General features: G+C 61.9%; 26 protein-coding genes, 1 tRNA gene and 1 pseudogene. 13 read left to right on the top strand and 15 right to left on the bottom strand.

The genetic code is table 11. The features are described 5' to 3' along the window. Positions 1-608: 608 nt before the first annotated feature. From USDA257_RS03855 to USDA257_RS35845, 7 genes are all read right to left on the bottom strand, one after another. Positions 609-698: transfer RNA gene (locus tag USDA257_RS03855), tRNA-Ser, on the bottom strand. A 171-nt stretch (positions 699-869) separates the two neighbouring features. Next, positions 870-1262, bottom strand: a complete 393-nt coding sequence (locus USDA257_RS03850) for a hypothetical protein (RefSeq protein ID WP_014761568.1) — start codon at positions 1260-1262, stop codon at positions 870-872. Continuing rightward, on the bottom strand, positions 1229-2125 hold the full coding sequence (locus tag USDA257_RS38690) for a hypothetical protein (protein WP_014761567.1): 897 nt from the start codon (positions 2123-2125) through the stop codon (positions 1229-1231). Before USDA257_RS38690 ends, USDA257_RS03850 begins: the two co-directional genes overlap by 34 nt. A 23-nt stretch (positions 2126-2148) precedes the next feature. After that, positions 2149-2601 carry a glycoside hydrolase family 108 protein gene (locus USDA257_RS37575; protein ID WP_014761566.1) on the bottom strand — a complete coding sequence of 151 codons (453 nt, stop codon included), beginning with the start codon at positions 2599-2601 and terminating at the stop codon, positions 2149-2151. Between the two features lie 164 nt (positions 2602-2765). After that, positions 2766-3107: a hypothetical protein gene (locus tag USDA257_RS32970; protein ID WP_048657352.1), complete on the bottom strand. Its 342-nt coding sequence runs from the start codon at positions 3105-3107 to the stop codon at positions 2766-2768. Positions 3108-3276: 169 nt separating this feature from the next. After that, complete coding sequence (locus USDA257_RS03825) at positions 3277-4029, bottom strand: TylF/MycF/NovP-related O-methyltransferase (protein ID WP_223843392.1); 753 nt, start codon at positions 4027-4029, stop codon at positions 3277-3279. A gap of 168 nt (positions 4030-4197) precedes the next feature. After that, positions 4198-4377, bottom strand: coding sequence for a hypothetical protein (locus tag USDA257_RS35845; protein WP_144051890.1), 180 nt, complete (start codon positions 4375-4377; stop codon positions 4198-4200). Here USDA257_RS35845 and USDA257_RS03820 point away from each other — a divergent pair. From USDA257_RS03820 to USDA257_RS03810, 3 genes are all read left to right on the top strand, one after another. Next, positions 4364-4771: a hypothetical protein gene (locus USDA257_RS03820; RefSeq protein WP_223843391.1), complete on the top strand. Its 408-nt coding sequence runs from the start codon at positions 4364-4366 to the stop codon at positions 4769-4771. The genes USDA257_RS35845 and USDA257_RS03820 overlap by 14 nt on opposite strands. Before the next feature lie 175 nt (positions 4772-4946). Continuing rightward, on the top strand, positions 4947-5378 hold the full coding sequence (locus tag USDA257_RS36710) for a PilZ domain-containing protein (protein WP_041413897.1): 432 nt from the start codon (positions 4947-4949) through the stop codon (positions 5376-5378). A gap of 84 nt (positions 5379-5462) precedes the next feature. Further along, positions 5463-6584 carry a pyridoxal phosphate-dependent aminotransferase gene (locus USDA257_RS03810; RefSeq protein ID WP_014761562.1) on the top strand — a complete coding sequence of 374 codons (1122 nt, stop codon included), beginning with the start codon at positions 5463-5465 and terminating at the stop codon, positions 6582-6584. A gap of 27 nt (positions 6585-6611) precedes the next feature. Here USDA257_RS03810 and USDA257_RS03805 read toward each other — a convergent pair whose 3' ends face one another. Further along, positions 6612-6878 (bottom strand): SEL1-like repeat protein, encoded by a 267-nt coding sequence (locus USDA257_RS03805; protein WP_014761561.1) that lies wholly within the window; start codon positions 6876-6878, stop codon positions 6612-6614. Between the two features lie 578 nt (positions 6879-7456). Here USDA257_RS03805 and USDA257_RS03800 point away from each other — a divergent pair. Continuing rightward, a complete protein-coding gene (locus USDA257_RS03800) occupies positions 7457-7798 on the top strand; it encodes a DUF2147 domain-containing protein (RefSeq protein WP_014761560.1) in 342 nt (113 codons plus the stop codon). 52 nt (positions 7799-7850) lie between these two features. Here USDA257_RS03800 and USDA257_RS03795 read toward each other — a convergent pair whose 3' ends face one another. Then, entirely contained in the window at positions 7851-8552 is a 702-nt protein-coding gene (locus USDA257_RS03795) for a glutathione S-transferase N-terminal domain-containing protein (RefSeq protein ID WP_014761559.1), read from the bottom strand. A gap of 176 nt (positions 8553-8728) precedes the next feature. Here USDA257_RS03795 and USDA257_RS37020 point away from each other — a divergent pair, with 176 nt between their 5' ends. The 4 genes and pseudogenes from USDA257_RS37020 to USDA257_RS03780 all read left to right on the top strand — a co-directional run bounded on the left by USDA257_RS37020 (position 8729) and on the right by USDA257_RS03780 (position 11098). Further along, positions 8729-8902 (top strand): hypothetical protein, encoded by a 174-nt coding sequence (locus USDA257_RS37020; RefSeq protein WP_012707384.1) that lies wholly within the window; start codon positions 8729-8731, stop codon positions 8900-8902. A gap of 12 nt (positions 8903-8914) precedes the next feature. Continuing rightward, complete coding sequence (locus tag USDA257_RS37015; RefSeq protein ID WP_014761558.1) at positions 8915-9088, top strand: hypothetical protein; 174 nt, start codon at positions 8915-8917, stop codon at positions 9086-9088. Between the two features lie 123 nt (positions 9089-9211). Next, positions 9212-9532: pseudogene (locus tag USDA257_RS33445) on the top strand (YnfA family protein). A gap of 63 nt (positions 9533-9595) precedes the next feature. Continuing rightward, the gene (locus USDA257_RS03780; protein WP_014761557.1) at positions 9596-11098 is read left to right on the top strand and encodes an AMP nucleosidase; all 1503 of its coding nucleotides are present in this window, start codon (positions 9596-9598) and stop codon (positions 11096-11098) included. Positions 11099-11104: 6 nt separating this feature from the next. On the opposite strand, the gene USDA257_RS03775 is transcribed toward USDA257_RS03780, so the two are convergent. Continuing rightward, complete coding sequence (locus USDA257_RS03775; RefSeq protein WP_041413896.1) at positions 11105-12061, bottom strand: lysylphosphatidylglycerol synthase domain-containing protein; 957 nt, start codon at positions 12059-12061, stop codon at positions 11105-11107. Positions 12062-12157: 96 nt separating this feature from the next. Between USDA257_RS03775 and USDA257_RS03770 the strand changes: the two genes are divergently transcribed. Together USDA257_RS03770 and USDA257_RS03765 are read left to right on the top strand one after the other, a co-directional pair. Then, positions 12158-13177 (top strand): glycosyltransferase family 2 protein, encoded by a 1020-nt coding sequence (locus USDA257_RS03770; protein WP_080605516.1) that lies wholly within the window; start codon positions 12158-12160, stop codon positions 13175-13177. Next, entirely contained in the window at positions 13170-14657 is a 1488-nt protein-coding gene (locus USDA257_RS03765; RefSeq protein ID WP_014761555.1) for an ArnT family glycosyltransferase, read from the top strand. Before USDA257_RS03770 ends, USDA257_RS03765 begins: the two co-directional genes overlap by 8 nt. Positions 14658-14666: 9 nt before the next feature. Here the strand turns inward: USDA257_RS03765 and USDA257_RS03760 are convergent, their stop codons facing one another. Together USDA257_RS03760 and USDA257_RS03755 are read right to left on the bottom strand one after the other, a co-directional pair. Further along, positions 14667-15569, bottom strand: coding sequence for a diacylglycerol/lipid kinase family protein (locus USDA257_RS03760; RefSeq protein ID WP_041413895.1), 903 nt, complete (start codon positions 15567-15569; stop codon positions 14667-14669). Between the two features lie 122 nt (positions 15570-15691). Continuing rightward, positions 15692-16162 (bottom strand): Lrp/AsnC family transcriptional regulator, encoded by a 471-nt coding sequence (locus USDA257_RS03755; protein ID WP_014761553.1) that lies wholly within the window; start codon positions 16160-16162, stop codon positions 15692-15694. A gap of 144 nt (positions 16163-16306) precedes the next feature. On the opposite strand from USDA257_RS03755, the gene USDA257_RS03750 reads away from it, so the two are divergent. Next, positions 16307-17215 (top strand): DMT family transporter, encoded by a 909-nt coding sequence (locus USDA257_RS03750; protein ID WP_014761552.1) that lies wholly within the window; start codon positions 16307-16309, stop codon positions 17213-17215. Positions 17216-17304: 89 nt separating this feature from the next. On the opposite strand, the gene USDA257_RS03745 is transcribed toward USDA257_RS03750, so the two are convergent. The 3 genes from USDA257_RS03745 to USDA257_RS03735 all read right to left on the bottom strand — a co-directional run bounded on the left by USDA257_RS03745 (position 17305) and on the right by USDA257_RS03735 (position 21453). Further along, positions 17305-18192, bottom strand: a complete 888-nt coding sequence (locus USDA257_RS03745) for an ABC transporter permease (RefSeq protein ID WP_014761551.1) — start codon at positions 18190-18192, stop codon at positions 17305-17307. A gap of 180 nt (positions 18193-18372) precedes the next feature. After that, entirely contained in the window at positions 18373-19371 is a 999-nt protein-coding gene (locus tag USDA257_RS03740) for an ABC transporter substrate-binding protein (protein WP_041413894.1), read from the bottom strand. A 417-nt stretch (positions 19372-19788) separates the two neighbouring features. After that, on the bottom strand, positions 19789-21453 hold the full coding sequence (locus USDA257_RS03735; protein ID WP_014761549.1) for an electron transfer flavoprotein-ubiquinone oxidoreductase: 1665 nt from the start codon (positions 21451-21453) through the stop codon (positions 19789-19791). A 266-nt stretch (positions 21454-21719) separates the two neighbouring features. Here USDA257_RS03735 and USDA257_RS03730 point away from each other — a divergent pair, with 266 nt between their 5' ends. Together USDA257_RS03730 and USDA257_RS03725 are read left to right on the top strand one after the other, a co-directional pair. After that, positions 21720-23003 carry an Hsp70 family protein gene (locus tag USDA257_RS03730; protein ID WP_014761548.1) on the top strand — a complete coding sequence of 428 codons (1284 nt, stop codon included), beginning with the start codon at positions 21720-21722 and terminating at the stop codon, positions 23001-23003. 111 nt (positions 23004-23114) lie between these two features. After that, complete coding sequence (locus USDA257_RS03725; RefSeq protein ID WP_014761547.1) at positions 23115-23999, top strand: uracil-DNA glycosylase; 885 nt, start codon at positions 23115-23117, stop codon at positions 23997-23999. Positions 24000-24065: the final 66 nt, after the last annotated feature.

The following is a 24065-nucleotide window of genomic DNA, read 5'->3' as shown; positions in this document are numbered from 1 at the left end:
CGGGTCTGGGTTTCTTTGCTGAAGGACAGCGTTCCCTGCCCCATCCCCAACGTTCAAGAAGTCGGACGATCAACCGCCCTTGCTTCCGGAGTTGAAAATACAAAACCGGGTGGGGCGCGCAATGTCCAACTTGTCAGATCAACTGCTTTGCGCTGCCCTTCCCTGATCCCTGTTGCTGAAACGACACAAAATCGCCCCAGACGGCCGGAGGTCATTAACAAACCATTAAGAAAATCCTTTAGCCACGGGGGGTTAGCACCGGGGTTCAACGCAGCATTTGTTTCAGAAAGAGGCAGAAAAGGGCCCAAAACGGGGGCAAAACCGGGCAACGGGGCTGCGGGGCGCCTGCTTCGCACACGCCTCGGTCCGGCCAGAGCGCCGCTCGACGAGCCGGAGCCGGAGGCTTTCCGGACGATTCCCGGAGAATCAGCGGCCGGAGATTCGCGGCTGTCCTGCGTCGTCGCGCAGAGCCCTGAGGACGTGCGGACCTTCGTGCGCGAAGTCGTTTTGGCGACTCGTCTTGGAAAGGCTTCGACCCCCCGCCGACAGAAGTGGGCATGCGCTTTACCGCCAAGGCGGTCGGCAGCTTCAGAACGGCTTTGCGGAAATGGCGGAGAAGAAGGGATTCGAACCCTCGATACCGTTTCCGGTATACTCCCTTAGCAGGGGAGCGCCTTCGACCACTCGGCCACCTCTCCGTTAGCGCCCTGATAGGGGCAAACGCCTTGCCGATCAAGAGGATTTTGAGGCTGTTGGCGATTTTGGCCAATTTGCCATCTTGCAGGTCATTGCAGTTGAAAACGCGAACGAGTCGGGAACGCGCCGGCACGCGCAGCACAAAATTGGCACAAGGAAATCGCGATCCGTTCTCACCGCCGCAATGCTGCCCCGTCGCGCTGGCTCGCTTCGATCCTCTGCAATATCTCCCGCATAACCCGCGTGTCTGCCAAAAGGCTGTTCAGCGTGGTCTCCACCGCCCTCATTGAGGTTGCCGCCTCTGCCGCTTGTTTCTCGACGGCCGACAATCTGAGTTCGTGATTGTCGAGCTGCCGCACTGTCGTCTCTACGGCCGTCACCCGGTTTTCAAGACGATCGATCGAGCGGCCATGAGCATCCTGATTGGCGCCCACCCTCTCCCACGTCGCGCCCCAGGCTATGACGCCCCCGGCGAAACCGAACAGGATGACGAGGGTGTTCAGATTCCATTCGAACTTCCATGTTGCAGTTTTCACGACGGTTTTTTCTTCGTTTCCGTTTTCCAATCCCCGGCCCTGGTATGCAATGCGAATGTCTGAAATGGTTTACTGCGCCACGTCGTGGCGGGCGCATTCGCTCTGCGTCCAGGCGCGGGCGCCGCACAGGCCCGCGACTGTCTCGTCGATCTTGTCTTGATCGGCTGGCGTTGCGCCGCGGGGCCGATCAGCGACGTGCCGACGACCGCCCTAGCCGCCTGGTTGAGGCGGTTTTTCGATGCACTGACCTGTTGCGTTGACGTACAGCCGGCCGCGCTTAATGCACAGACGTCGATTAAAGCGAGCAGCGTCAGCTTCATTTCGCAGTTCTCCGATTGCCTTGTTGGTTGCGGAATCGAGTTCGGGCGCTCCAGCTTCCGCCCCTCTTCCTTCGCCGCCGGGATGATCCAGACGGCCTTGACTGCCTGCATAACGAGGAAGACGAGGACGACACCTACAAGCGCGCCGGCGGCGAGGCTGAGACGGCTGAGCATCAACCCGCCTCCCGAACACGACGGACGAAATACCAGACGCCGACGAGAACCGCGGCGACCATCGCGAGGGCAAGCGCCCTGCACCGGTCCATTGCCGGCGAATAGCGCGCCTCCTGCGGACAACAGGCCGCCGAGCGGGCCCCACGCTTCCGGCTTCTTCAGCACCTCGCCAAGTCCTATATCGCGGCTGTCGGCCTTCGCGCTGGCCTCCGGCTGTGTCTTGGGCCTCTCCACGGTCTGGCCGCTGGCGTCGGCCGCCAAGCGCAGCGCGTTGCCGAGAACGCCAGGCTGGTCTTTCCATTCGCCCTTCGGATCCTTGCCGGTGACCCGGATGGTCCAGCCGCGGCCGTTGACGGGAAAACCTGTCTTGGCATTGGTGAGCGACCGCAGGAAGCGCATGTAGGCATCGCAATAGGCGCGGATCAGCGTTGATATGCCGCCCGCACGGCCGCGAGCGTCTGCTCGCCGACGTGCCCATCCTCGCGAACACCGAGCGTCTCCTGCAGGATCTTCACAGCCCGCGACGGCCCAGACATGACGCCGCTGTTGAACACGGCATAGTCCAGACCGGGCGGCAGATCGCCGCCGCTTTGCCCCCAATAGGAGCGCCGATAGATATCCTCGGCCTCCTCCCGGCTCATCGCCTTCACCTGGGCGGCGGTGACCGACTTGACGCCGCGGTGTGCCGCCAGCGTCTGCCGCGTGATGCCGTACTTGGTGCCGACGAGAGCGCCGTTCAGGTAGTTGCCCCTGTCGCCTTTCTGATTGGAATAGCCGCCCTCATCCCCGAACGTGAGTTCGAGGGCGACGGGAAGGTTTCCCGAGCCATATGTTTCACCTGAATGTAGGGGGTTGCAGTCTTGCCCTATGGGCACCAAAAACCCCGCCTAAGCGGGGAATGCGAGCGTGAGAAAGTTGACCTGCAGAACGTCGGGAAGATTGCCCTCACCAACTGCGCCATGGCAGACGGGGCCATCGCAAGACTCGCTTGGTCAGCATCTGCATCCAAGTAAGTTCGCTTCGAACTCCGGTCTGCCCGCTAATCGATCCGCGGGCAGCCAGGTTCAGCCCCAAAGATAACGCGATTGCGCTCTCCTCGGCGCCCGATCCCTTTAACCTCGATTGAATGTCTCGTCGTTCGCCCGATTCTCGGCTTTCGAAGATACTGCCTTGACATGTAAAGCGCCTGACGCTCGGTACACTGATACGCTTCCCGGGGGTAATCCTCGCGATAATATCGCCGCGGCCTGTATTCATCATAATACCGGGGGACATATCCGCCGCCGATGTAGACGTCGAAGTCTTGAGAAACACTGACGCCCGGCGCGGCAGTCAGCGCGGTCGCAAACGCGAGAAGAATCTTGAACGGTAAACCGGCCATCTTCGGTCTCCTCTGGTCAGGATCACGATTCTAGTGCTTCAATGATGAATAGAGTCCGAACGTTCCTTGAAACCCTCTCGGTCCGTAAAGGGTCAGCAAGACCAGCGCCGCCAAGGAACAAAAATAAGCCCCGCACGGTAATCGGGGCTTTGCTCTTGATAGCTCGGACTCAGTGTTTGATTATCATGCCTTGGCCTGTTGGGAGCGTAAGAACCATATGTCCCCGAGCCGCCGTGAACTCGTTCCACATTTCATACTGATCCTCATGCCCTTGAAATGCGTAGTCGTCCAAGACGATCGGGGCGCCCGGGACGATACGGTCCCACACCCGTTCGATGCACTGCTTTTCATACTTGGCGACGTTCAAATCAACGTGCAGATAGGCGATTTTCCCAACTGGCGACGCATCCAGCGTCCCGGGCAAATTGCCCCTCACCAGACGGGCATTTGCGAACTTGGAAAAGTTGCGCTTGGCAATCTCGAAGACGTCCGAATAGAGCCCGTCGTTAGCACGCTTGGCTTTTTCTTCCGCTTCTCCGCTCAGGCTCTCTGTCGGTATGCCGGCGAAGGTGTCGAAGAGCCAGAATGAGCGGTTTTGCTTCCCAAAGTCCAGATAGTCGCACACCGTCATCGAGACGAGGCCGCCGTTCACTCCGAACTCAACGAAGTCGCCTTCAAGGTTCAGAGCGTTGCTGGCCGCCCAGCAACAAACATGGGCTCGCCAACGGATGTCCGGAACATCGCGCTTCTTGCCAAACGCATGCTTGTTGCCATCCCGACCGAATTCCCAGGCCGTCTTGAACCGCGGTTCATCCAAGAAGCCGAGATTCTTCTTGACCACCCGCACATTGTCCGAGTGAAAGCCAGGCAGCGCCTTATCCCCGTTCAGGAACAAATTCACTCGCCTCTTAAACTCGCGCATCCCCATAGTCGATCCTCGATGACCAGATCGAGGTCAATTACAAGGGGCGTCTGGCCAAAGCAAGCTGCGGTTCCAATCTAGATGCCGACCGAAGATAGCCACATCTCGTCTATTTGTTCATCCGTCAGGCCCAGAGATGTCCCGAGCGCCCCAATCGGCGGATGGAAGTCACGCCGGCTGCTGATTGAGACCTATGTGGAAGGGGATGCCGTCCGGGAAGTTATTGACCGGGTTTTCGGCAAAAAGAACAACGTTTGACACAAAATTGGCACACGCTGTGCCGCTGAATGTGCGTTTCTCCGGTGGAGAGGACAGGTATTTCCCGGACCCTACCATGTCGATGATCATGCATCTCGCGCAAGGAAAGCCCGGCCAGTCGGCCGTTGCCTATCCGCATTATCACATAGAGCGTCGCTGCCGGATTCTCGTCATCGGCAGTCAGTTGAAGGCGACGACCAGATATCGGGCGCTGCTGCGGCACATTTCCATCGGCGGCGCCATGCTCGACTTCAACGCCGCAATCCTCCTGCCGAAGCACTTCTTTCTGGAAGTCGATGGCTTCAAGGAGGAAATCGGCTGCGCCGAAGTGCACCGCAGCGGTCCCGAACTCGGGCGTGCGATTCAACATGCTGCTGGCGCAGGATTTCCTGAGCAGGCTGATTCGTGTCCAGTTCTCGAGCGGGTTGTGGGCCGGGCAAGGCCCTACTCTAAGGCCGGATGGCGTTCATTAGATTTCTATTGAAGATCTTCAAGCGATTGCAAGATTGCTGAAGGAAACTGACTGTCGACCTTGCAGGCGTCTCGCGCCTCACGGGTGCCGGCAAATGACTTGCCGGCGTCTGGCAAACTCCCTTGGGCCGGCGGGCGTAAGACCGCGTGACGTGTGTTGGGCGTACGCCGCTACCGGAGCACGACGCATGCTGCAGTCGACCATGTATTCGCTTGTCCCATCTCCGCTCTACGAGCGGCGCTACGACCGCTTCGCGATCGGGCATGCCGCAACGCTGATGTCGGTGCGGCCGGCCCTCGGCGGCGTGTCGATCCACGCTTGCAAGATGATCGATATCTCGCGCGGTGGAGCGAGTTTCTCCGTAAGCACGACAATCGGCCTGTCTTCGCATTACTATCTCCACATCATCGGAACGAATTTCCGGATTGGCTGCGCCGAGGTCCACCGGCGGGACAACCGAATCGGCGTGCAATTCATCAAGGCCATCGACGAGACTTTCCTTCACCAAATCGTACGCCACGAATTTTTCACGGGTCAGTCCGGCAACGCCAAACCTGCGGCCAGCGCCTATCGCCCCGCACCTGCGAGGCAGACGGTCGCATTGCCGGGCAGAAGCTGACCGCAGTCACTTTTGCGCATTCCGCTCGGCGTCGCGATGCGATAACTTCCGCGGCGCTTGTCGAACGGAGCTCAGGTTATCCAGATGTCTGCATTCTCTCGTTTCACGCCGCTTATCCAATCTCTGCCGGCCACGATTCCGTTCGTCGGTCCGGAAGCGATCGAGCGGCAGCGCGGCCGCGGGATCGCGGCCCGCATCGGCGCCAACGAGAGCGGATTCGGCCCGGCCGATTCGGTATTGCGCGCCATTGAGCGAGCCGCCACCGAAACCTGGAAATATGCCGATCCCGAAAATTACGACTTGAGGCATGCGCTCGCGGCGCATCTCGGTACATCGCCGGCCAATATTGCCGTCGGAGAGGGAATCGACGGTCTGCTCGGGCAGATCGTCCGCCTCGTCATCGAGCAGGGCATGCCGGTGGTCACTTCGTTCGGAGGCTATCCGACTTTCAATTACCACGTCGCAGGACATGGCGGCCGGCTCGTCACCGTACCTTACGTCGATGACCGCGAAGACCTCGATGGCCTGCTTGCCGCCGTGAAGCGCGAGGCGGCGCCGCTCGTCTATTTTGCCAATCCCGACAATCCGATGGGGAGCTGGTGGCCGGCCGAACGCGTCATCGAGTTCGCGGCCGCCCTGCCGGAAACGACACTGCTCATCCTAGACGAAGCCTATTGTGAAACGGCTCCGCCCGAGACTCTGCCGCCGATCGATGGCCTGATCGACCGGCCGAACGTCATCCGAACCCGCACCTTCTCCAAGGCCTATGGTCTCGCCGGCGCGCGCGTCGGCTATGCGCTGACGACGCCGGGTACCGCACAGGCCTTCGACAAGATCCGCAATCATTTCGGCATGAATCGTGTCGGTGTCGCTGCGGCGATCACCGCGCTTTCCGACCAGCAATATCTGAAGGAAGTGACGCAGCGGATCGCGGCGTCGCGCGACCGGATCGCGCGCATTGCGCGTCATGCCGGGCTTCTGCCGCTACCCTCGGCGACGAATTTCGTCGCTGTCGACTGCGGACGGGATGCGGCCTACGCCCGGGCGATCGTCGACCGGCTGATGAGCGATCACGGCATCTTCATCCGTATGCCGGGCGTCGCGCCGCTCAATCGCTGCATCCGCATCAGCACGGGGCCTGACGCCGAGATGGAATTGCTGGAGTCCGCCCTGCCCGCAGTGCTCCAGAGCCTGGCCGAGACTTAGAGCACTGTCACGCGCTCCCGTATGGGGTCAATGCACGGTCATCCATTCGCGTGCCGCGCGCAGAGCCGCGGCAAGGTCGGTCTTGCTCATCGTCGCCGCAAGGTCAGCGCGAAGGTCGGCTGCGCGGTCCGAGCCTTTGATGGCGGCGATGTTCAGCCACTTATGGGCGGCCACCAGGTCGACCGGCCGGCCGCGACCGGTCGCATAGGCGAGGCCCATTTCGCAAAGAGCGTCGGCCCGGTTTTCGCCGCCCAATGCCGCATCCGACGTGATCTCGAAGTGAAAGCGTGCCATTTGTCTTGTCCCTGTCGTTCTTTGTTGGTTCAGCCGAAGCGGCACGCCCCCTTCGGGGCGCGCCCGGCTTCAGTTGCTTGTTTATTGTCCCTGTTTCAGTCTTGCCTCTTGGCGGGCTTTCCGGTGACGCGCCGTCTTCTGCGGCGTCGGCTCCGGTCTGATTTGGCGGGGCGTTGTCTCCGCTCGTCTTATGGTTCGAGTATGCCCCGGGGCCTTCAATACGCGCTTAAAATGCATGATTAATTTGCCGCAAACAAAGTTCAAACACTTGGTAAACTTGGGTTTTTGTTAAGCATCGGAGCGCCTGGAGGACCGACAAACCGGTTCAAAATTTACGAAAAATTCAATCTCGGATTTCAACCGGTCGCTAACCAAGAACAAATCTGCCGCTCGACCGCTGGCGCCTTCCGCGACGCATAACCAGCGTTCAGCCGCGGCGATTTTCGCGCTGCTGGCACGTATTTACCTTTACGTACGCGTAAGTTATCGTGCAGCGCTCAGGCGGCGAGGAGGCCGCCGGCGCGAGGTATCCAGATCGCGGCGGCTGGCAGCCGACCGCCTCCAAAGGAGGACTTTGAATGATTCGAACTTTGCTCGTCAGCGCGGCGCTCGCCTTCGGAGTGGTGGGAGCGGCCCAAGCCGCCGAACCAATTCTCGGCACCTGGAAGACAGCGAGCGGAGCCACGGCGGAAATCGCCCCATGCGGCGGCGCCTTCTGCGTGACGCTGAAGACGGGCAAGCACGCCGGCAAGCGCATCGGCAACCTTGCCGGAACCGGTGGCAGCTACAGCGGCGAGATCACCGACCCGGAAAACGACAAGACCTATAGCGGTTCGGGTTCGGTCGACGGCAATTCGCTGAAGATGAAAGGCTGCGTGCTTAAAGTGCTGTGCAAGTCCCAGACCTGGACGCGGCTTTAGTTCTTTCAGAATCAAGCGAGGGCGGTCTGCCGTGGCCGCCCTCGCCGTCGTTTCAGCGGGCGCGCTGCCCGAACAGGATTTTCTGCGCTTCCTCGTCCTCGGCAAGGCTCTTCTGACGGGCTCGCTCTTCCTTGCCCACCTCGATCGCCGTCTGGACCGCCGGTCGGGCGAGCATCGTGTCGAACCAGCGCTTCAGGTTCGGGAAATCATTGAGATCCTGTCCCTGGTTCTCGTGCGGGATCACCCAACCGATGGCGGCCATGTCGGCGATCGAATATTCGCCGGCAAGGAACGGCCGATCGATGAGCCGCTTGTTCATCACGCCATAGAGGCGGTTCACTTCATTGGTGTAACGGTCGATGCCGTATCGGATCTCCTCCGGCGCATAGAGCCGGAAATGATGGGCCTGCCCCGCCATCGGGCCCAGACCGCCAACCTGCCAGTAGAGCCATTGCTCGACCTCGACGCGGGCGCGCTCGTCGGCCGGGTAGAACTTCCCGTATTTGCGGCCGAGATATTGCAGGATCGCGCCGGATTCGAAGATCGATATCGGCTCGCCGCCCGGACCGTCCGGATCGATGATGGCCGGCATGCGGTTGTTTGGCGATATCCTCAGGAAATCCGGCGCGAATTGGTCGCCGCGGCCGATATTGATGTATTTGACCGCATAGGGAACGCCGAGCTCCTCCAGCATGATGGTGATCTTCCAGCCGTTCGGTGTCGGCCAGTAATAGAGCTCGATGGGAGCGGTCATAGGCGGTGTCTCCTAAGGTTGCGGGGCACACACACGTAGGAACGCACGCCGACGCCGGCAAGGGCACGGCGCCCAAGATGAACGGCAGATGAACGAGCATCTCAGCAAGAATTCAGTTTGGTTGTGCGAAAAGACGCTCAATCGATTTGAACGCGCTCCAGCCCACGGACAGAACAATGGATATTCTCGCTCGCCGCCTCACCATCATCAGCCTTCTGATGGTCGTATTCGCGATGTCGCTTGCCGCCGCAGTCGGCGCCGATACGGAGCGTCGCCGCCAAAACACCTATATCGGCTCGCTGACCGACTGCACCGCCCATACGGCGCAATATTGCCAAGCCAAGCTGTAGAGGAACACTCAAATGGCCGCCCTCGTCTCTTCCGCCATCCTCTCGCTCCGGCTCCTGGTACTCACGGGCCTGCTGATGGCGCCGATCGGAGCGGTCGCTTACAACAAGGCCACCGGCGCCGGCATCGGAAAGCATGGCGCCGGCCTCGTTCTCTTCGTCACGCTGCAACGCCAGGCGATGAGCTGATCCTCGCCCGGGTGGGCCGAGGCTGAAAACCTGCCTCACTCCCACAGTGGCACCGCAGGAAACGAAATTCCCTCTTGCGCATGCTCTGACTTTTCGATCCCTTCGCGGTTGAAAGGTCGCCAGATGCCAGCATTCGCCCTCTATTCACTCGCCGCGGTCGCCGAAATCGCCGGATGCTTTCCCTTGTGGGCCTGCTCCGCCTCGGCAAGTCCTTTTGGTGGCTCCTTCCGGGGATGGGGTCGCTGGCGCTCTTTGCCTGGTTCTTGACGATGATAGCCGTGCCGGCGGCCGGACGCGCCTACGCCGCTTATGGAGGGGTCTATATTGCAGCTTCGCTCGTTTGGCTCTGGCTTGCCGAGGGCGTGCGGCCCGACCGCTGGAACCTGGACCGGTATGGCCGTGGCGCTTGTCGGCACGACGATCATTCTCGTCGGGCCACGTTAGACGGCACTATTCAAACGCGTATCTTGTCGTTTGCTTGTCAGATGCCGCAGCCTATAATACGCCATGGACACACGAATCTCTGCAAACTCTATCCTTTCCGTCGCCACCCCTGAAGCCTTCGAGCCGCAAACCTTCGACGATCCGGCCGCGGCCGTCGATTGCTTGCAGGCTCTCTACGAACGCAATACCCGGTTCCTCTGCGAGGCTTTCGAGGGGCTGGGCAAGAACGGTCGGCCGGTCACGCGTTTCCGCGCCTGCTACCCGCAGGTGAGCATCGAGACGAGCAGCTTTGGACATGTGGATTCCCGGCTCTCCTTCGGTTATGTCAGCGCGCCCGGCGTCTATACGACGACGATCACGCGGCCGCGGCTTTTCCGTCACTATCTGAAGGAGCAGTTCGGCCATCTGATGCGCAATCACGGCGGCGGCGTCACCGTCTCGGAATCGTCGACACCGATCCCTCTGCACTTCGCGTTCGGCGAGAGCGCCCATGTCGAGGCGTCGGCAGCCGATACCATCGACATCCCGCTGCGCGACCTCTTCGATGCGCCGGACCTGACGACGACGGATGACGAGATCGCCAACGGCTCCTATGAGCCTGGGCCGGGCGAGCCCTCGCCGCTCGCACCTTTCACGGCGCAGCGCATCGATTATTCGCTCGCCCGCCTCAGCCACTATACGGCGACCAGCGCCACGCACTTCCAGAACTTCGTGCTCTTCACGAACTATCAGTTCTATGTCGACGAGTTCTGCGCCTGGGCACGCCAGCAGATGGCGGTAGGCGGCAACGGCTACACCGCCTTCGTGGAGCCAGGCAACATCGTGACGCCCGCGGGCGCCGACAGGCCCGAGGCCGACTATACGCTTGCCCGCCTGCCGCAGATGCCGGCCTATCACCTGAAGAAGAAGGGCCACGGCGGCATCACCCTGGTCAATATCGGTGTCGGGCCCTCGAACGCCAAGACGATCACCGACCACATCGCCGTCCTGAGGCCGCATGTCTGGCTGATGCTCGGCCACTGTGCCGGGCTTCGCAACAGCCAGCGGCTCGGCGATTATGTCCTGGCGCATGCCTATATGCGCGAGGATCACGTGCTCGACGACGACCTGCCGGTGTGGATTCCCCTGCCCGCATTGGCGGAAGTGCAGGTCGCCCTGCAGGATGCGGTGGCGGAAGTGACCGGTTATCAGGGTTACGATCTCAAGCGGATCATGCGCACCGGCACGGTCGCGACGATCGACAACCGCAACTGGGAACTGCGCGACCAGCGCGGCCCGGTCAAGCGCCTCTCGCAGGCCCGCGCCATCGCGCTCGACATGGAATCGGCGACGATCGCCGCCAACGGCTTCCGCTTCCGGGTGCCCTATGGAACGCTGCTCTGCGTCTCCGACAAGCCGCTGCACGGCGAATTGAAGCTGCCCGGCATGGCGACGGCCTTCTACCGCACGCAGGTCAGCCAGCACCTGAAGATCGGCATCCTGGCGCTGCAGAAGCTCGCCGCCATGCCGCCGGAGAAACTGCATTCGCGCAAGCTCAGAAGCTTCTACGAAACGTCGTTCCAGTAGGACGCATCAAGCCTTGGGCCGCAGCACGAGCGATAGCAACGTGCCGGCCACGGCCGAGGCGATGATGATGAGATGGGCGTTGACGCTGGCGCGCCCGAGGATCTCCAGCGCCGCCTTTCCACCGGACGCGCCGAAGGCGACCGCCCCGGCAACGATCGCAGCCGCATAGGTGCCGACGCCGGCCGGCGCGTGAACGGGGAGAACGGACGAGAGCTCGCCTCCAAGTGCACCGCCGAAGGCGGCGGCAAGCGGCGCGACGCCCATGATCGCCAGCACCCAGGCGAGCACCGCGACCTTGACCCCCCAGTTCAGCATCGTCATCGCAGAGGCGCGCAGGAACGCCGGAACATGCTCCGGCAAACCCGCCTCTATCTCGTCGACATGGGGCACGAGCGGCGCCGGAGCCACGCGGCGCACCAGGCGAAGAATCCTGGTCTTGAGCAGGAAGAAAGCAAGCGGCGAGAAAAAGGCCGTCGTCCAAAGCAGCCACGCGACCATCTGATTGCTGCGGCCGATGACCAGGCCTATCGCCGCTACGGTGAGCAGCGCATGCAGGTCCAAGAGACGCATGACGAGCAGCGCCGATGTTCCGCGAAGCAGCGGAACGCCGAATTCGGCACGCATGAGCAGCGGAAAGCTCGTCTCGCCGGCCCTGAAGGGCAGCATGATGTTGAGAAGATTGTGGACCTGCGTCACGCGAAAGAGCGCCAGGAATTTGCCCGCGGTCTGCTCCGGAAAGTAGTCGTAGATGCGGTAGCAGCGGACGAAGTAGGTCGCGATGAGAAGGCCAAGCGCGGCAAGCACCGACGAGAATCCGATGTTGGCCCATTGCTGCAGCAGGACCGACCATCCCCAGACCCACTCGACGAAAACGGCGTAAGCCGCTATCGCCGTCACGGAAATCAGTGCCATGCGGTTGCGCGCGAGCCACGCGCGCCGGCCCAACTGCCAGTCCGAATTCATGAGATGCCGATTTCCTGTACAGAGCCACGCAATGAGCGTTGGTTATCACCGTTAACTGTGCAAGAAAACCTGCGACGGCACACCGGAGAGACTGCCTTGACTCACATAGAACAACCTCTGACCGCAACGACGGGCGCCATGGAGGCGATCGAGCTGTCCATAGTGGTGCCGGTGTTCAATGAGGAGGACAGTGTCGCGCCGCTCATCACCCGCATTCAAGAGGCTATGGCCGGTTTCGACCGATCCTGGGAGTTGATCCTGGTCGACGACGGCAGCACCGACCGGACCCTGCCGAACGCCCGCAAGGAGCTTTCGCGCCCGAGCCTGCAACTGAAGATCATCGAGCTGCAGAAGAACTTCGGCCAGACCGCCGCCATGCAGGCCGGGATCGATGCCGCCGCCGGCCGGCTGATCGCCACGCTCGACGGTGACCTGCAGAACGACCCCAAGGACATCCCTCAAATGGTCGCCGCCATCGAGGAGCGCGAGCTCGACCTGCTGGTCGGATGGCGGCAAAACCGCCGGGATGGCCTCGTGCTCAGAAAGATCCCGTCCTGGTGCGCCAACTTCCTGATCGGCAAGATCACCGGCGTGAAGCTTCACGATTACGGCTGCAGCCTCAAGGTCTATCGCAGCGCGATCATCAAGCAGGTCAAGCTGATGGGAGAGATGCACCGCTTCATTCCGGCCTGGGTTGCCGGCGTCGTGCCGAGCAGCCGAATCGGTGAAATGCCCGTGACGCATCACGCTCGACACTTCGGCGCATCGAAATACGGAATCTCGCGCACCTTCCGCGTCATCCTCGACCTGCTCGCGGTCCTGTTCTTCATGCGCTACAAGGCGCGTCCCGGCCACTTCTTCGGCTCGATCGGGCTTGCGACCGGCAGTTTGAGCGCCTTCATCCTGCTCTATCTCGGGATCGACAAGTTCCTCTTCGGCAACGATATCGGCACCCGACCGCTGCTAATTGTCGGCGTCATGCTGTTCCTGTCCTCGGTCCAGCTCATCACCACCGGCATTCTCGCGGAAATGATGGCGCGCGCCTATTTCCGCGACGACGATACGGCGAGCTATATCGTCCGCCAGGTCTTCGGGCAGGACCAGCCGCATGCGTGACATCGTCGATCGGCGGCCGAACCTGGTGTTCAGCGTGCTGGCCGGCTACTTCCTGCTGTGCATCATGCTGCGCCTTGCCGCTTCGCCTTCGCTCGAGATCGACGAGGCGGAACAGGCCTTCCTGTCGCAATTCCTGCAGCTCGGATACGGGCCGCAACCGCCCTTCTACAATTGGCTGCAATACGGTCTGGCGCAGTTGATCGGCACGTCGCTCGCGACGATGACCATTCTCAAGAACGGGCTCCTGTTTCTGTGCTGTCTTTTCTACGGCCTCGCGGCGCAGCTTGTTCTCAAAGATCGACGCCTGTCGGCGATCGCGATGTTTGGTGTCTTGAGCCTGCCGCCGGTTTTCCTGCTCGCCCAGCGGGATCTCTCCCATACGGTTGCCGCCCTCTTCGCCGTTTCGCTGTTCCTCTACGGTTTTCTGCGGACACTCACGCGGCCGAGCCTTTTCTCCTATTTGTTGGCCGGCGCTGCGGTCGGCATCGGTGTGATTTCCAAGTATAACTTTGTCCTCGTGCCGATCGCCGCGATCGTTGCGGTGCTGCCCGAACCGGAACTGCGCAAGCGCATCTTCGATTGGCGAATTCTGGCGGCGATCGGCGTCGCCGGCGTCGTTGCCCTGCCGCACGGATTGTGGGTGCTTCAAAATCTCGACGCTGCTTCGTCAGGCACGTTGAACGAGATGAAGGAGCGCGCGGCAGAGGGGCGCCTCATGCAGGCGCTTCACGGCGTCTTCGCCCTCGCCTCGGCAATCATTGGCGGCAGTCTCGTCACCCTGCTTGTATTCGGCCTCGTCTTCCGCGGCAAAATCCGGACGATCTGGCAGGCTGAAAGCCAATGGACCCGGATGATCGGGCGGATGATCGCGATTTGCCTTTTGGGCGTCTTGCTTGTCGTTCTCGGCGTCGCTGCGACCCATGTCCGCGAAAAATGGCTGGTACTTTTTCTGGTGCTGCTGCCGCTTTATCTCTGTCTCAAGATCGAGGCGGCGGCGATCGATCCGGCGCCGGGCTTCCGGCGTTTCGTGCCGCTGGTTGCCTGCATTGTCCTCGGAGCCCTCGTCATCGTGTCGGCCCGGGCCGTGGTCCGTCCATGGTTCGGTGACTACTCGAAATTGAACATCCCCTATGCCGCCTTTGTCGAAGCGGTCGTCGAGGCAGAAGGCCGACCGCCTGCGCTGGTGCTGACCAATGACCGGCAGGTAGCCGGCAACATCCGCACGCGGCTTGCCGATGCTACGGTGGTAATCCCTCATCTTTCGGACGTACCTCTGCCCAACGCCGCGAAGCGGCCGCTGCTGGTGGTCTGGCGCGATAAGGCAAACCCATCGCCGCTGCTCCCTGCCAATCTGAAGGAGGCACTTCGGTCATCTGGCGTCCCGGGGTCCGCAGCAACGCCGCGCAGACTCGAAGTGCCTTACGTCTACGCGTCCGGACCGGATCGCTACGGGTTCAACTATATCTGGGTGGGCGAATAACCGCAGCCGCTATTCCGGGCCGACGAGCAGCTTCAGTTCGCCCGGATGGATGCGCAGGGCGACATCGCGCCGCTGGATTGGCACGAGTTCGCCGTCGATGACGCAGTTGATCTTGCGATCGACCTTGGGGAAATGCAGATCGACTGCCAGGGCGCTCATCTCGGTGATCAGCGGGCTTGCCCGGAAACGGCCGCGCAGAATGTCGAAGGCGAGCTTTGCGACGCCCGCCGGGCTCAGCGGCGGGGCCGTGTAGAAACCGAGATGTCCGGCCGTAACATCATCCGCATACATCAGCGTCGCGTGTCCGAAATGGTTGTTCGAGACTGAAATGGCGGAAACGTGCCTAAGCTCGCGGTGGCCGTCGGCGTCGAATTCGATCTCGAAATCCGGCGGGTTGAAGATCACGCCAATGGCGGCGCGCACGCTGGCACCGATTTTCCCGAGGCGGGAGGCGAATTTATAGGACTCGCGATAACGCACCATGCGGGCGTGCAGTCCCATCGAGAATTGATGCACGAACGCCCGGCCGTCGGCACTGCCGATGTCGCCATCAATGATTCGACCATTGGCGAGGACCTCGGGGACCCTCCAGATATCGAGCGGCAGCTTGAGGGAGCGGGCGAACAGGTTCATCGTTCCCGCAGGTATGATACCGAGCGGCATGCCGGTTCGCCAGGCAACCCCGGCTGCGGCGGAGATCGTGCCGTCGCCGCCACCGGCGACGATCGCATCGAGATCATCGCGCCGGCAGGCCGTCTCCAGCGCCGGCAGGATATCGCTCGCGGCCACCGCGGCAATTTCCATCTCATGCCCGGCGGCGCGAAATACCTCCTCGACCCTCCTACCATAGGTCTCCATATCCGTGGTGCGGAAAGTCCCTCCATCCCGATTGAAGATGGCTTTAACTCTCAAGGACTGCTCTCTCTTTCATCCGTGAAACCTTTCTGGTCCTGAGATAAGGGCGGCAGCGGGGGATTCCAGAGCACACCGGCAAAAGACTTTCGCGGCCGGTTGGTGGGTGCGGTGTCGCGGCCTCACAGGACCGGCAGCTTCAGAGGACCGGCGGTCTTGATCGTTCGGATGGCGAAATTCGAGCGAATATCCGTCACCCCGGGCAGGGTCAGCAAGGTTTCGGTGAGCAGCCTCTCATAGGCCGAGAGGTCCTCCACGACCACCTCGGCGAGGAAATCCGCATTGCCGGAAATCAGGAAGCAGGAGACCACCTCCGGTATGGCGAACAACGCCTCCTGCTGCCGTCGCGCATTTTCCTGGCTGTGCTGGCCGACCTTGATCTCGACGAAGACAGTCAGCCCCAGCCCCACCTCCTTGCGGTCGATATCGGCGCGGTAGCCGCGCAGCACGCCCGACTTCTCCAGATTGCGGATGCGCCGCAGACAGGGAGACGGCGAAAGGTTGATGCGCTCGGCGATCTCTACATTGGTCGCGCGTGCATCCTCCTGCAGGACCTTGAGGATGGCGATGTCGAATTTGTCGAGTTTTGGCATAGATGAATCACTTCTATACTAATATTGGCAGATCATTGCTTCATATACCAATACCAAGACATAGATAGCAAGGACATGCCCCGCGTGTCGGCGCTAGATTCACGCACCTGAAACACCCCACCACGACGCTGGAGGAACAAGACAATGGTTGCGCTGACACTCGATGGCCACTCCGATTCGCCTGCCGCCGGCTATGCCGGCGCCTTTGTCACGGTCTTGATCTGGGCCGGCTGGATTCTCGCGACGCGGCACACCGCCGCGACCAAGCTCGGCACCATCGATCTCGGGCTCATTCGCTATGGGATACCGGCACTGCTCCTTACCCCGGTTTGGCTGAAGGCGGGTCTCATCCCGAAAGGCTTGCCGCTGACACTTCTCGCCCTGATGGTCGCGGGATCGGGCGCCGTATTCTTCCAGGTGGCGGCTTTCGCCATCCACGCGACGCCGGCGGCCTCGGTCGGGGTGCTCCTCGGAGGCTCGATGCCGCTCGCGACGGCAATCATCGGCGTGATGCTGTTCCGGGAACGTCCGGATCCCATGCGGCTCCTCGGTTTTGCGGCGATCATCATCGGCATGACGGTCCTGCTATTCCGCAGCCTCGGCGCGTCGGACGCGCCCAGTTGGACCGGCTACCTGCTGCTGCCTGCCGCCGCGACGCTATGGGCGATCTATACGCACGCCTTCCGGCGCTCGGGTCTGAACCCGCTTGAAGGCAGCGCGCTCATCGCAATCTGGTCGTTCCTCATCCATATCGCCCTGGCGCTCGTTTTCGGCAGCACGCTCGGGAACGTGCCCGCGCAGGAGATCGGCCTGCAGGTGATGAGCCAGGGCGTTCTTTCCGGTCTTATTGCGACGCTTGCCTACGGCCTTGCCGTCCGGCGCCTCGGCGGCACGCAGGCGGCCGCCTTCACGGCCATGACGCCCGTGCTCGCGATGATTGGTGGCGGCATGCTTCTTGGAGAGACGATCGGTCCATTCGAGATTGCCGCAGCGTTTATTACGGCCGCGGGTGTTGCGCTGTCGACCGGCATCCTCTCGGCTCGGCGGGCATGAGCCTTAAAGGCAGACGGCCCGGGAGTGTGGTCCCGGGCCGATTTCTGTCACTGCTCGCGGGCCGACCCGGCCGCAACCGCAGTGCCATTCTAGCCGTGAACGATTTCACGGTGCCGCTGCAGGCGGCGGCCATAGGCCTGGCTGACGCGGTCGAAGATGATGGCGATGCCGACGATGGCGAGGCCATTGAAGATGCCGAGCGTGAAATACTGGTTGGCGATGGCCTTCAGCACCGGCTGGCCCAGGCCCTGGACGCCGATCATCGACGCGATCACCACCATGGCAAGCGCCATCATGATCGTCTGGTTAATACCGGCCATGATGGTGGGCAGCGCCAGCGGCATCTGCACGTTCTTCAGCTTCTGCCAGCTCGATGAGCCGAAGGCGTCCGCGGCTTCGAGGACATCCTTGTCGACCAGCCTGATGCCGAGATTGGTCAGGCGGATCATCGGCGGGATGGCATAGATGACGACTGCGATCAGGCCGGGCACCTTGCCGATGCCGAGCAGCATCACCACGGGGATCAGATAAACGAAACTGGGCATCGTCTGCATCACGTCGAGCACCGGATTGACGACGTTCTGGACGCGATCGGAGCGCGACATGAGGATGCCTAGCGGAATGCCTATCGCGATGGACAGCACCGTACAAACGAAGATCATCGAGATCGTCTTCATGGTGTCGTCCCACATGTCGAAGTAACCGATCAGCAGGAGGGTGCCGACGCATCCGGCGACGACCTTCCAGTTGCGGCTGGCGAACCAGGCGATCACCGCAATCAGGAGTATGATAATCGGCCAGGGCGTGCGCGTCATGAACCGCTCGGACTGGATCAGGAAAAATTGCAGCGGCTCGAAGAACGTCTCGATGCCGTCACCATAGGCCCGCGTGAAGGTCCGAAAGCCTTCATCGATCACTTTCTTCAGTTCTCGAAGGCGGTCATCATCCATGTGCGGAAAATTGGTCAGCCATTCCATTGCTTCATTCCCCTTCGCTTTGGTCGAGGCGAGATTTTCTGCTTTCTCGTTACGGCCGCCGCAGCGCCTGCGTTCCCCGGAGGGCGGAGGGTTGCTGCGACGGCTGGAGCCGCCTCACAATCGCTCTTTAAATGAAAGCGGCGCGCATTCGGGCGCGCCGCTCTTCGGCTAGAAACTGGATCAGAGGGCCGCCTTGACCTTCTCTGCGACTTCCGGCGAGACCCACTTGGTCCAGATATCCGGGTTCTCTTCGAGGAAATGCTTGGCGCCTTCCTCGCCACTCGCCTGATTGTCCGTCATCCAGGCCATCAGCTTGTTGACGACGTCGTTCGACCAAGCGCGAGTATTGAGATAATCCATGACCGGACCGGCACGGTCGGCGAAGGCCTTCGTCACTAGCGTCTGGACCTTGTCCTTCGGCCAGTCGTTCTTCTTCGGGTCGGGGCAATCGGCGACCGTGTTGCAGCGCTTCCATTCGGCCGCATCAGCCGGCACGCCATGGTCGAGCTTGACCATCTCGTATTTACCGAGCAGCGCCGTCGGCGCCCAGTAGTAGCCGACCCAGCCCTGCTTGCGCTCGTAGGCCTTGGCGATCGAGCCGTCGAGACCGGCGGCCGAGCCGGGGTCGACGAGCGTGAAGCCCGCGGCCTCCGCACCATAGGCCTTGTAGAGCTGCGTCGTCACCACCGTGCCGCCCCAGCCTTGCGGGCCGTTGAAGACGGCGCCCTTGCTCGGATCTTCCGGATCCGGGAAGAGGTCCTTGCGCTTCAGCACGTCATCGATCGTCTTGATGTCCGGATTGGCGTCGACGATGTATTTCGGTATCCACCAACCCTGGACGCCGCCGTCGGAGAGCGACATCGCCGCGCCGACGAGCTTGCCTTCCTGCAGACCACGATTGACGACGTCCGGCAGCAGGTCGACCCAGCCTTCCGGAGCGATGTCCGGGTCGCCCTTTTCAATCATCGACGTGATGGTCGGCACGGTGTCGCCAACGACCAATTCGGCGCTGCAGCCATAACCTTCCGTCAGAATGAACTTGTCCACATTCGCCAGCACTTCGGCGCTCTGCCAGTTCATGTTGGCGATCGTCACATCGCCGCACTCCTGCGCCGAGGCGGCGCTGCCAAGTCCGAAGAGGCCCACGGCCAGACACGTCGTTGCAAGTAGTTTTTTCATCTCGTTTCCCTCTCTTCTAACGGTGTACCCGTGACGAACTGCCAGCCTCACCGCGGCAGCGGACAGTGATTGGATCAGGACCGGATCGAACGGCCTTTGTCGCCATCGACCCAAACTCCCGATCGATGGTTCATGTTACTGCTATCGAGTCTCGCGGGCAAAGGCTTGCCCATTTGCGTCAGCGATCGCGCTCATTGTCTTTTTTCACGAAGATGAGCAATTGAAGGACTGGCTGCAAATTTCATCTGCAGCAGGGGCATGGGGAACGCGGTCAGGTGCTCCGAGAATCCCTCCTCGGATGCGCACCTTGGCCATTGATAAGGTCCGTGCAGCCTGCCGAGCACTACATGTTCGAATAGACGGGGCCTTCCCCGCACTTCGCTTTCGGGAGTCCGTGCGGCCCGGCGCCCCCGAGCGTCACATGTTCGGATAAACCGGGCCTTCGCCCCCCTGTGGCGGCACCCAGTTGATGTTCTGGTTCGGGTCCTTGATGTCGCAGGTCTTGCAGTGGACGCAGTTCTGCGCGTTGATGACGAAGACCGGCTGGCCGTCCTTCTCCACCCATTCGTAGACGCCGGCCGGACAGTAGCGCGACGAGGGACCGGCATAGACGTCGTATTCGGAGCGCTTCTGCAGCTCCCAGTCCCTGACCTGCAGGTGGATCGGCTGGTCTTCCTCGTGATTGGTGTTCGACAGGAACACCGAGGAGAGCCGGTCGAAGGTCAGCACGCCGTCCGGCTTCGGGTAGTCGATCTTCTGGTGCTTGGCCGCCGGCTCCAGCGCTTGGGCGTCGCTCTTGCCGTGCTTCAGCGTGCCGAAGACGGAGAAGCCGAACAGCGTGTTGGTCCACATGTCGAGGCCGCCGAGCGCGACCCCGACTGCCGTGCCGAAGCGCGACCACAGCGGCTTGACGTTCCTCACCTTCTTCAGGTCCTGGCCGATGGCGCTGTCGCGCCAGCCGCGCTCGATCTCGATCGGCTCGTCATTGGCGCGGCCGCTAGCGATCGCCGCCGCCAGCTTCTCCGCCGCGAGAATGCCCGACAGCACCGCATTGTGGCTGCCCTTGATGCGCGGCACGTTGACGAAGCCGGCCGAACAGCCGATTAGCGCGCCGCCGGGGAAGGAGAGCTTCGGCACCGACTGGTAGCCGCCCTCGGTGATGGCGCGGGCCCCGTAGGAGAGCCTTTTTCCCCCCTCGAAGGTGCCACGGATCGCCGGGTGCGTCTTGAAGCGCTGGAACTCCTCGAAGGGATGGAGATAGGGGTTCTTGTAATTCAAATGGACGACGAAACCGACGGCGACGAGATTGTCTTCGAGGTGATAGAGGAAGGAGCCGCCGCCGGTCTTCATGTCGAGCGGCCAGCCGAAGGAATGCTGCACGAGACCCGGCTTATGGTTCTCCGGCTTCACCTCCCAGAGCTCCTTGAGGCCGATGCCGAATTTCGGCACGTCGCGGCCTTCGTCGAGCTTGAATCTGGCGATCAATTGTTTGGCGAGCGAGCCGCGCACGCCCTCGCCGATCAGCGTGTACTTGCCGAGAAGCGCCATGCCGCGGGCGAAGTTCGGCCCCGGCTCTCCGTTGCGCTCGATGCCCATGTCGCCGGTGGCAACGCCGATCACAGCGCCCTCGTCGTTGTAGAGCACTTCGGTTGCGGCAAAGCCCGGATAGATCTCGACGCCGAGCGCCTCGGCATGCGTCGCCAGCCAGCGACAGACGAGCCCAAGCGATACGACGTAGTTGCCGTGATTGTTCATCAGCGGCGGCATCAGGAAATTCGGCAGGCGGATCGAGCCGGCCGGGCCAAGGAAGAGGAAATGGTCGTCGGTGACTTCGGTCTTGAACGGATGATCGGGCTCGTCGCGCCAGCCGGGCAGCAGCCGGTCGATGCCGATCGGATCGACGACGGCGCCGGAGAGGATGTGCGCGCCGACCTCCGCCCCCTTTTCCAGCACAACGACCGACAGCTCCGGATTGACCTGCTTCAGCCGAATTGCCGCGGCAAGCCCCGCCGGACCCGCCCCGACGATCACCACGTCGAATTCCATGCTCTCGCGTTCGGGCAGTTCCATCGCCTCGGTCATTATCGCGTTCTCCAGTCTTGCCGTTCTCCGCCGGCTCCGTTCCCAGGCAGATCATCCCGTCATGACAAATGCCGCAAACCTTGTCGAGCCGGGATGCGACAGACTGTCTCTGCATTTGCGCATGACTTCATGAGTTTAGCACAATCCTATATATTACGTGAACGTAAACGTAAATAACGGCAACCGAATAGTCTGTCTCAGCTTGCTTTTTGCGGCGCCCGCATGCAAGGAGGCCGGCCCCGTCTTGACATCGCAAGGAGACAATCATGGCTTCGGCCCTCGGCCTTGATTTCGGAACGACGAACTCCGTACTGGCGCTGGCGCAGGGCGCCTCGACTCGCTCCCTCTACGTGGAAAGCCCCGCCGGCCGGTTCGACACGACACGGACGGCTCTTTCCTTCATGAAGGGCCCCGCTTCCTTGAAAGTCGAAGCAGGCCAGGCGGCGATCCGCGATTTCATCGACAATCCGGGTGAATGCCGTTTCCTCCAGTCGATCAAGACCTTTGCCGCAAGCGCGCTTTTTCAAGGCACCCTCGTCTTCGCGAAACGTCATGAGTTCGAAGATCTGATGCACAGCTTTCTGGCCCGCCTCAGAGATTATGCGGGAGACGACTGGAACGGAGCGTTGCGGCGACTTGTCGTTGGGCGTCCGGTGCAGTTTGCCGGCGCCAGTCCGGACGAGAAGCTGGCGATTGAACGGTACGGCCGCGCGCTTGCCCGTTTCGATTTTCCGGAGATCCATTACGTCTATGAACCGGTTGCGGCCGCCTTCTACTTCGCCCGCAAGCTCGAGCGCGATGCGACGGTGCTCGTCGCCGACTTTGGCGGCGGGACGACGGACTACTCGATCATTCGGTTCGAAAGCCACGGCGGGCGGTTGGTCGCCACGCCGATCGGGCATTCCGGTGTCGGCGTTGCCGGCGATCACTTCGACTTCCGCATCATCGACAACATCGTCGCGCCGCTGATCGGAAAGGGGAGTCTGTTCAAGAGTTTCGACAAGCTGCTTGAAGTTCCGTCGAGCTACTACGCCAACTTCGGCCGCTGGAACCAGCTGTCGATCTTCAAGACGCTCAAGGACTTTGCCGAGCTGAAGAAGCTCGTGCGCACCAGCCTCGAACCGGAGAAACTGGAGGCCTTCGTCGACCTGATCGAGCATGACGAAGGCTATCCGCTATATCAGGCGATCTCGGCTACCAAGATGCGACTGTCGCAGGAGGAGGAAACCGAATTCTTCTTCGCACCGCTTGGGGAGCGCTCGCGGCGAACGGTTCGCCGCAAGGATTTCGAGGCGTGGATCGCCCCGGACCTCGCCCGTATCGAAGCGGCTCTCGACGAGGTGCTTGCAACGACGGCGACTGCGCCGGCCGAAATCGACAGAATCTTCCTGACCGGCGGTACGTCCTTCGTGCCCGCCGTGCGTCGGCTTTTCGACAACCGCTTCGGCCAGGAGCGGATCGAGAGCGGCGGCGAACTCCTGTCGATCGCCCACGGGCTTGCGCTCATCGGCGAGCGGGAGGACATCACGGCCTGGACGATCGCTGCGTAAGTGTCCCGCCCGCCGCTGACCGCTTGCGCCGATCTGCTAGAGCCTTTCATATGACCTAATGGAGCCAACAGAATGGTTCCATTTGGCCATGAAAGGCTCTAGGTTCCGCCCATGATCTCGGCCAACGACCTCTCCCCTTCGGAACTCGCCGCCCTTCTTGCTTTCCATGCGGAGGCGGGCGTCGAATGGTTGCTTGAGGACAAGCCCGTCGATCGGCTGGCAGAGTTCGAGGCGATGAGGGCCAAACGCGCCGACGCGCGGGCTGCCCCGCAAGTCAGGCCGCCGAGCCCCTCGGAGGTGCAGAGCGGTCGTGTCCAGCCGGCGCCCCCCGGCAAGGCCCGGGACCCTCTTCCTGCCGCGCCGGCAAGTGTTCCGCCGGCGGTGGCGATCCCGGACGAGCAAGCGATCAGCGAAGCACGATTCGCTGCCGAAAGCGCGCGCTCGCTCGCCGAATTGCGCACGGCCATGGAGGCCTTTACCGGCTGCAACCTGAGGAACAGCGCCCGCAACCTCGTATTCGCCGACGGCAACACCGCCTCCGGCGTCATGATTGTCGGTCCGATGCCCTATGCGGAGGATGACCGGGATGGCCAGCCCTTCGCCGGCAAGCACGGTGATATGCTGGAACGGATGCTTTTCGGCATCGGCCTGTCGAGGTCGGATGTGCTGCTCGCCAATGTCGTACCCTGGCGGCCGCCCGGAAACCGCGTGCCAAGCGGACGGGAGGCCGACATCTGCCGTCCCTTCATCGAGCGGCAGATTGCCCTCGCCGAGCCCAGGCACCTGCTCCTACTCGGCAATTTCACCGCCCGCTTCTTCTTCGGCACCAACGAGACGATCCATCAGACGAGGGGGCAATGGCGCGAGCTTTCCGCCGGAGGCCACCCCGTTCAGGGGTTGGCGACGTTGCACCCCCAGGATCTCATCAGCGCGCCGGTCAACAAGCGTTTCGCCTGGCAAGATCTCCTCGCCTTCAGGGCCCGGATCACCGGCTGACCCGCCTTTCCGACGGATGAAGGAAATATGAACAAAGCCATGCGATTTGCGCAGGTCAGTGCCGCG

Source organism: Sinorhizobium fredii USDA 257 (assembly GCF_000265205.3).
Classification (GTDB): Bacteria; Pseudomonadota; Alphaproteobacteria; order Rhizobiales; family Rhizobiaceae; genus Sinorhizobium; species Sinorhizobium fredii_B.
The sequence above is the reverse complement of the archived record's forward strand: the minus strand, read 5'-3'. Positions and strand labels throughout refer to the sequence as shown.

Bases quoted from the DNA above. Each gene is read 5' to 3' on its own strand.
- USDA257_RS03765 (WP_014761555.1), top strand. From the start codon at position 13,170: ATGCGTGACATCGTCGATCGGCGGCCGAACCTGGTGTTCAGCGTGCTG.
- USDA257_RS32970 (WP_048657352.1), bottom strand. From the start codon at position 3,107: ATGGCCGGTTTACCGTTCAAGATTCTTCTCGCGTTTGCGACCGCGCTG.
- USDA257_RS03820 (WP_223843391.1), top strand. From the start codon at position 4,364: ATGTCGATGATCATGCATCTCGCGCAAGGAAAGCCCGGCCAGTCGGCC.
- USDA257_RS03740 (WP_041413894.1), bottom strand. From the start codon at position 19,371: ATGAAAAAACTACTTGCAACGACGTGTCTGGCCGTGGGCCTCTTCGGA.
- USDA257_RS03805 (WP_014761561.1), bottom strand. From the start codon at position 6,878: ATGGCACGCTTTCACTTCGAGATCACGTCGGATGCGGCATTGGGCGGC.
- USDA257_RS03825 (WP_223843392.1), bottom strand. From the start codon at position 4,029: ATGCGCGAGTTTAAGAGGCGAGTGAATTTGTTCCTGAACGGGGATAAG.
- USDA257_RS37015 (WP_014761558.1), top strand. From the start codon at position 8,915: ATGGCCGCCCTCGTCTCTTCCGCCATCCTCTCGCTCCGGCTCCTGGTA.
- USDA257_RS03745 (WP_014761551.1), bottom strand. From the start codon at position 18,192: ATGGAATGGCTGACCAATTTTCCGCACATGGATGATGACCGCCTTCGA.
- USDA257_RS03780 (WP_014761557.1), top strand. From the start codon at position 9,596: ATGGACACACGAATCTCTGCAAACTCTATCCTTTCCGTCGCCACCCCT.
- USDA257_RS03755 (WP_014761553.1), bottom strand. From the start codon at position 16,162: ATGCCAAAACTCGACAAATTCGACATCGCCATCCTCAAGGTCCTGCAG.
- USDA257_RS03750 (WP_014761552.1), top strand. From the start codon at position 16,307: ATGGTTGCGCTGACACTCGATGGCCACTCCGATTCGCCTGCCGCCGGC.
- USDA257_RS03730 (WP_014761548.1), top strand. From the start codon at position 21,720: ATGGCTTCGGCCCTCGGCCTTGATTTCGGAACGACGAACTCCGTACTG.
- USDA257_RS36710 (WP_041413897.1), top strand. From the start codon at position 4,947: ATGCTGCAGTCGACCATGTATTCGCTTGTCCCATCTCCGCTCTACGAG.
- USDA257_RS03795 (WP_014761559.1), bottom strand. From the start codon at position 8,552: ATGACCGCTCCCATCGAGCTCTATTACTGGCCGACACCGAACGGCTGG.
- USDA257_RS03725 (WP_014761547.1), top strand. From the start codon at position 23,115: ATGATCTCGGCCAACGACCTCTCCCCTTCGGAACTCGCCGCCCTTCTT.
- USDA257_RS03775 (WP_041413896.1), bottom strand. From the start codon at position 12,061: ATGAATTCGGACTGGCAGTTGGGCCGGCGCGCGTGGCTCGCGCGCAAC.
- USDA257_RS37020 (WP_012707384.1), top strand. From the start codon at position 8,729: ATGGATATTCTCGCTCGCCGCCTCACCATCATCAGCCTTCTGATGGTC.
- USDA257_RS03810 (WP_014761562.1), top strand. From the start codon at position 5,463: ATGTCTGCATTCTCTCGTTTCACGCCGCTTATCCAATCTCTGCCGGCC.
- USDA257_RS03735 (WP_014761549.1), bottom strand. From the start codon at position 21,453: ATGACCGAGGCGATGGAACTGCCCGAACGCGAGAGCATGGAATTCGAC.
- USDA257_RS03800 (WP_014761560.1), top strand. From the start codon at position 7,457: ATGATTCGAACTTTGCTCGTCAGCGCGGCGCTCGCCTTCGGAGTGGTG.
- USDA257_RS38690 (WP_014761567.1), bottom strand. From the start codon at position 2,125: ATGCGCTTCCTGCGGTCGCTCACCAATGCCAAGACAGGTTTTCCCGTC.
- USDA257_RS35845 (WP_144051890.1), bottom strand. From the start codon at position 4,377: ATGATCATCGACATGGTAGGGTCCGGGAAATACCTGTCCTCTCCACCG.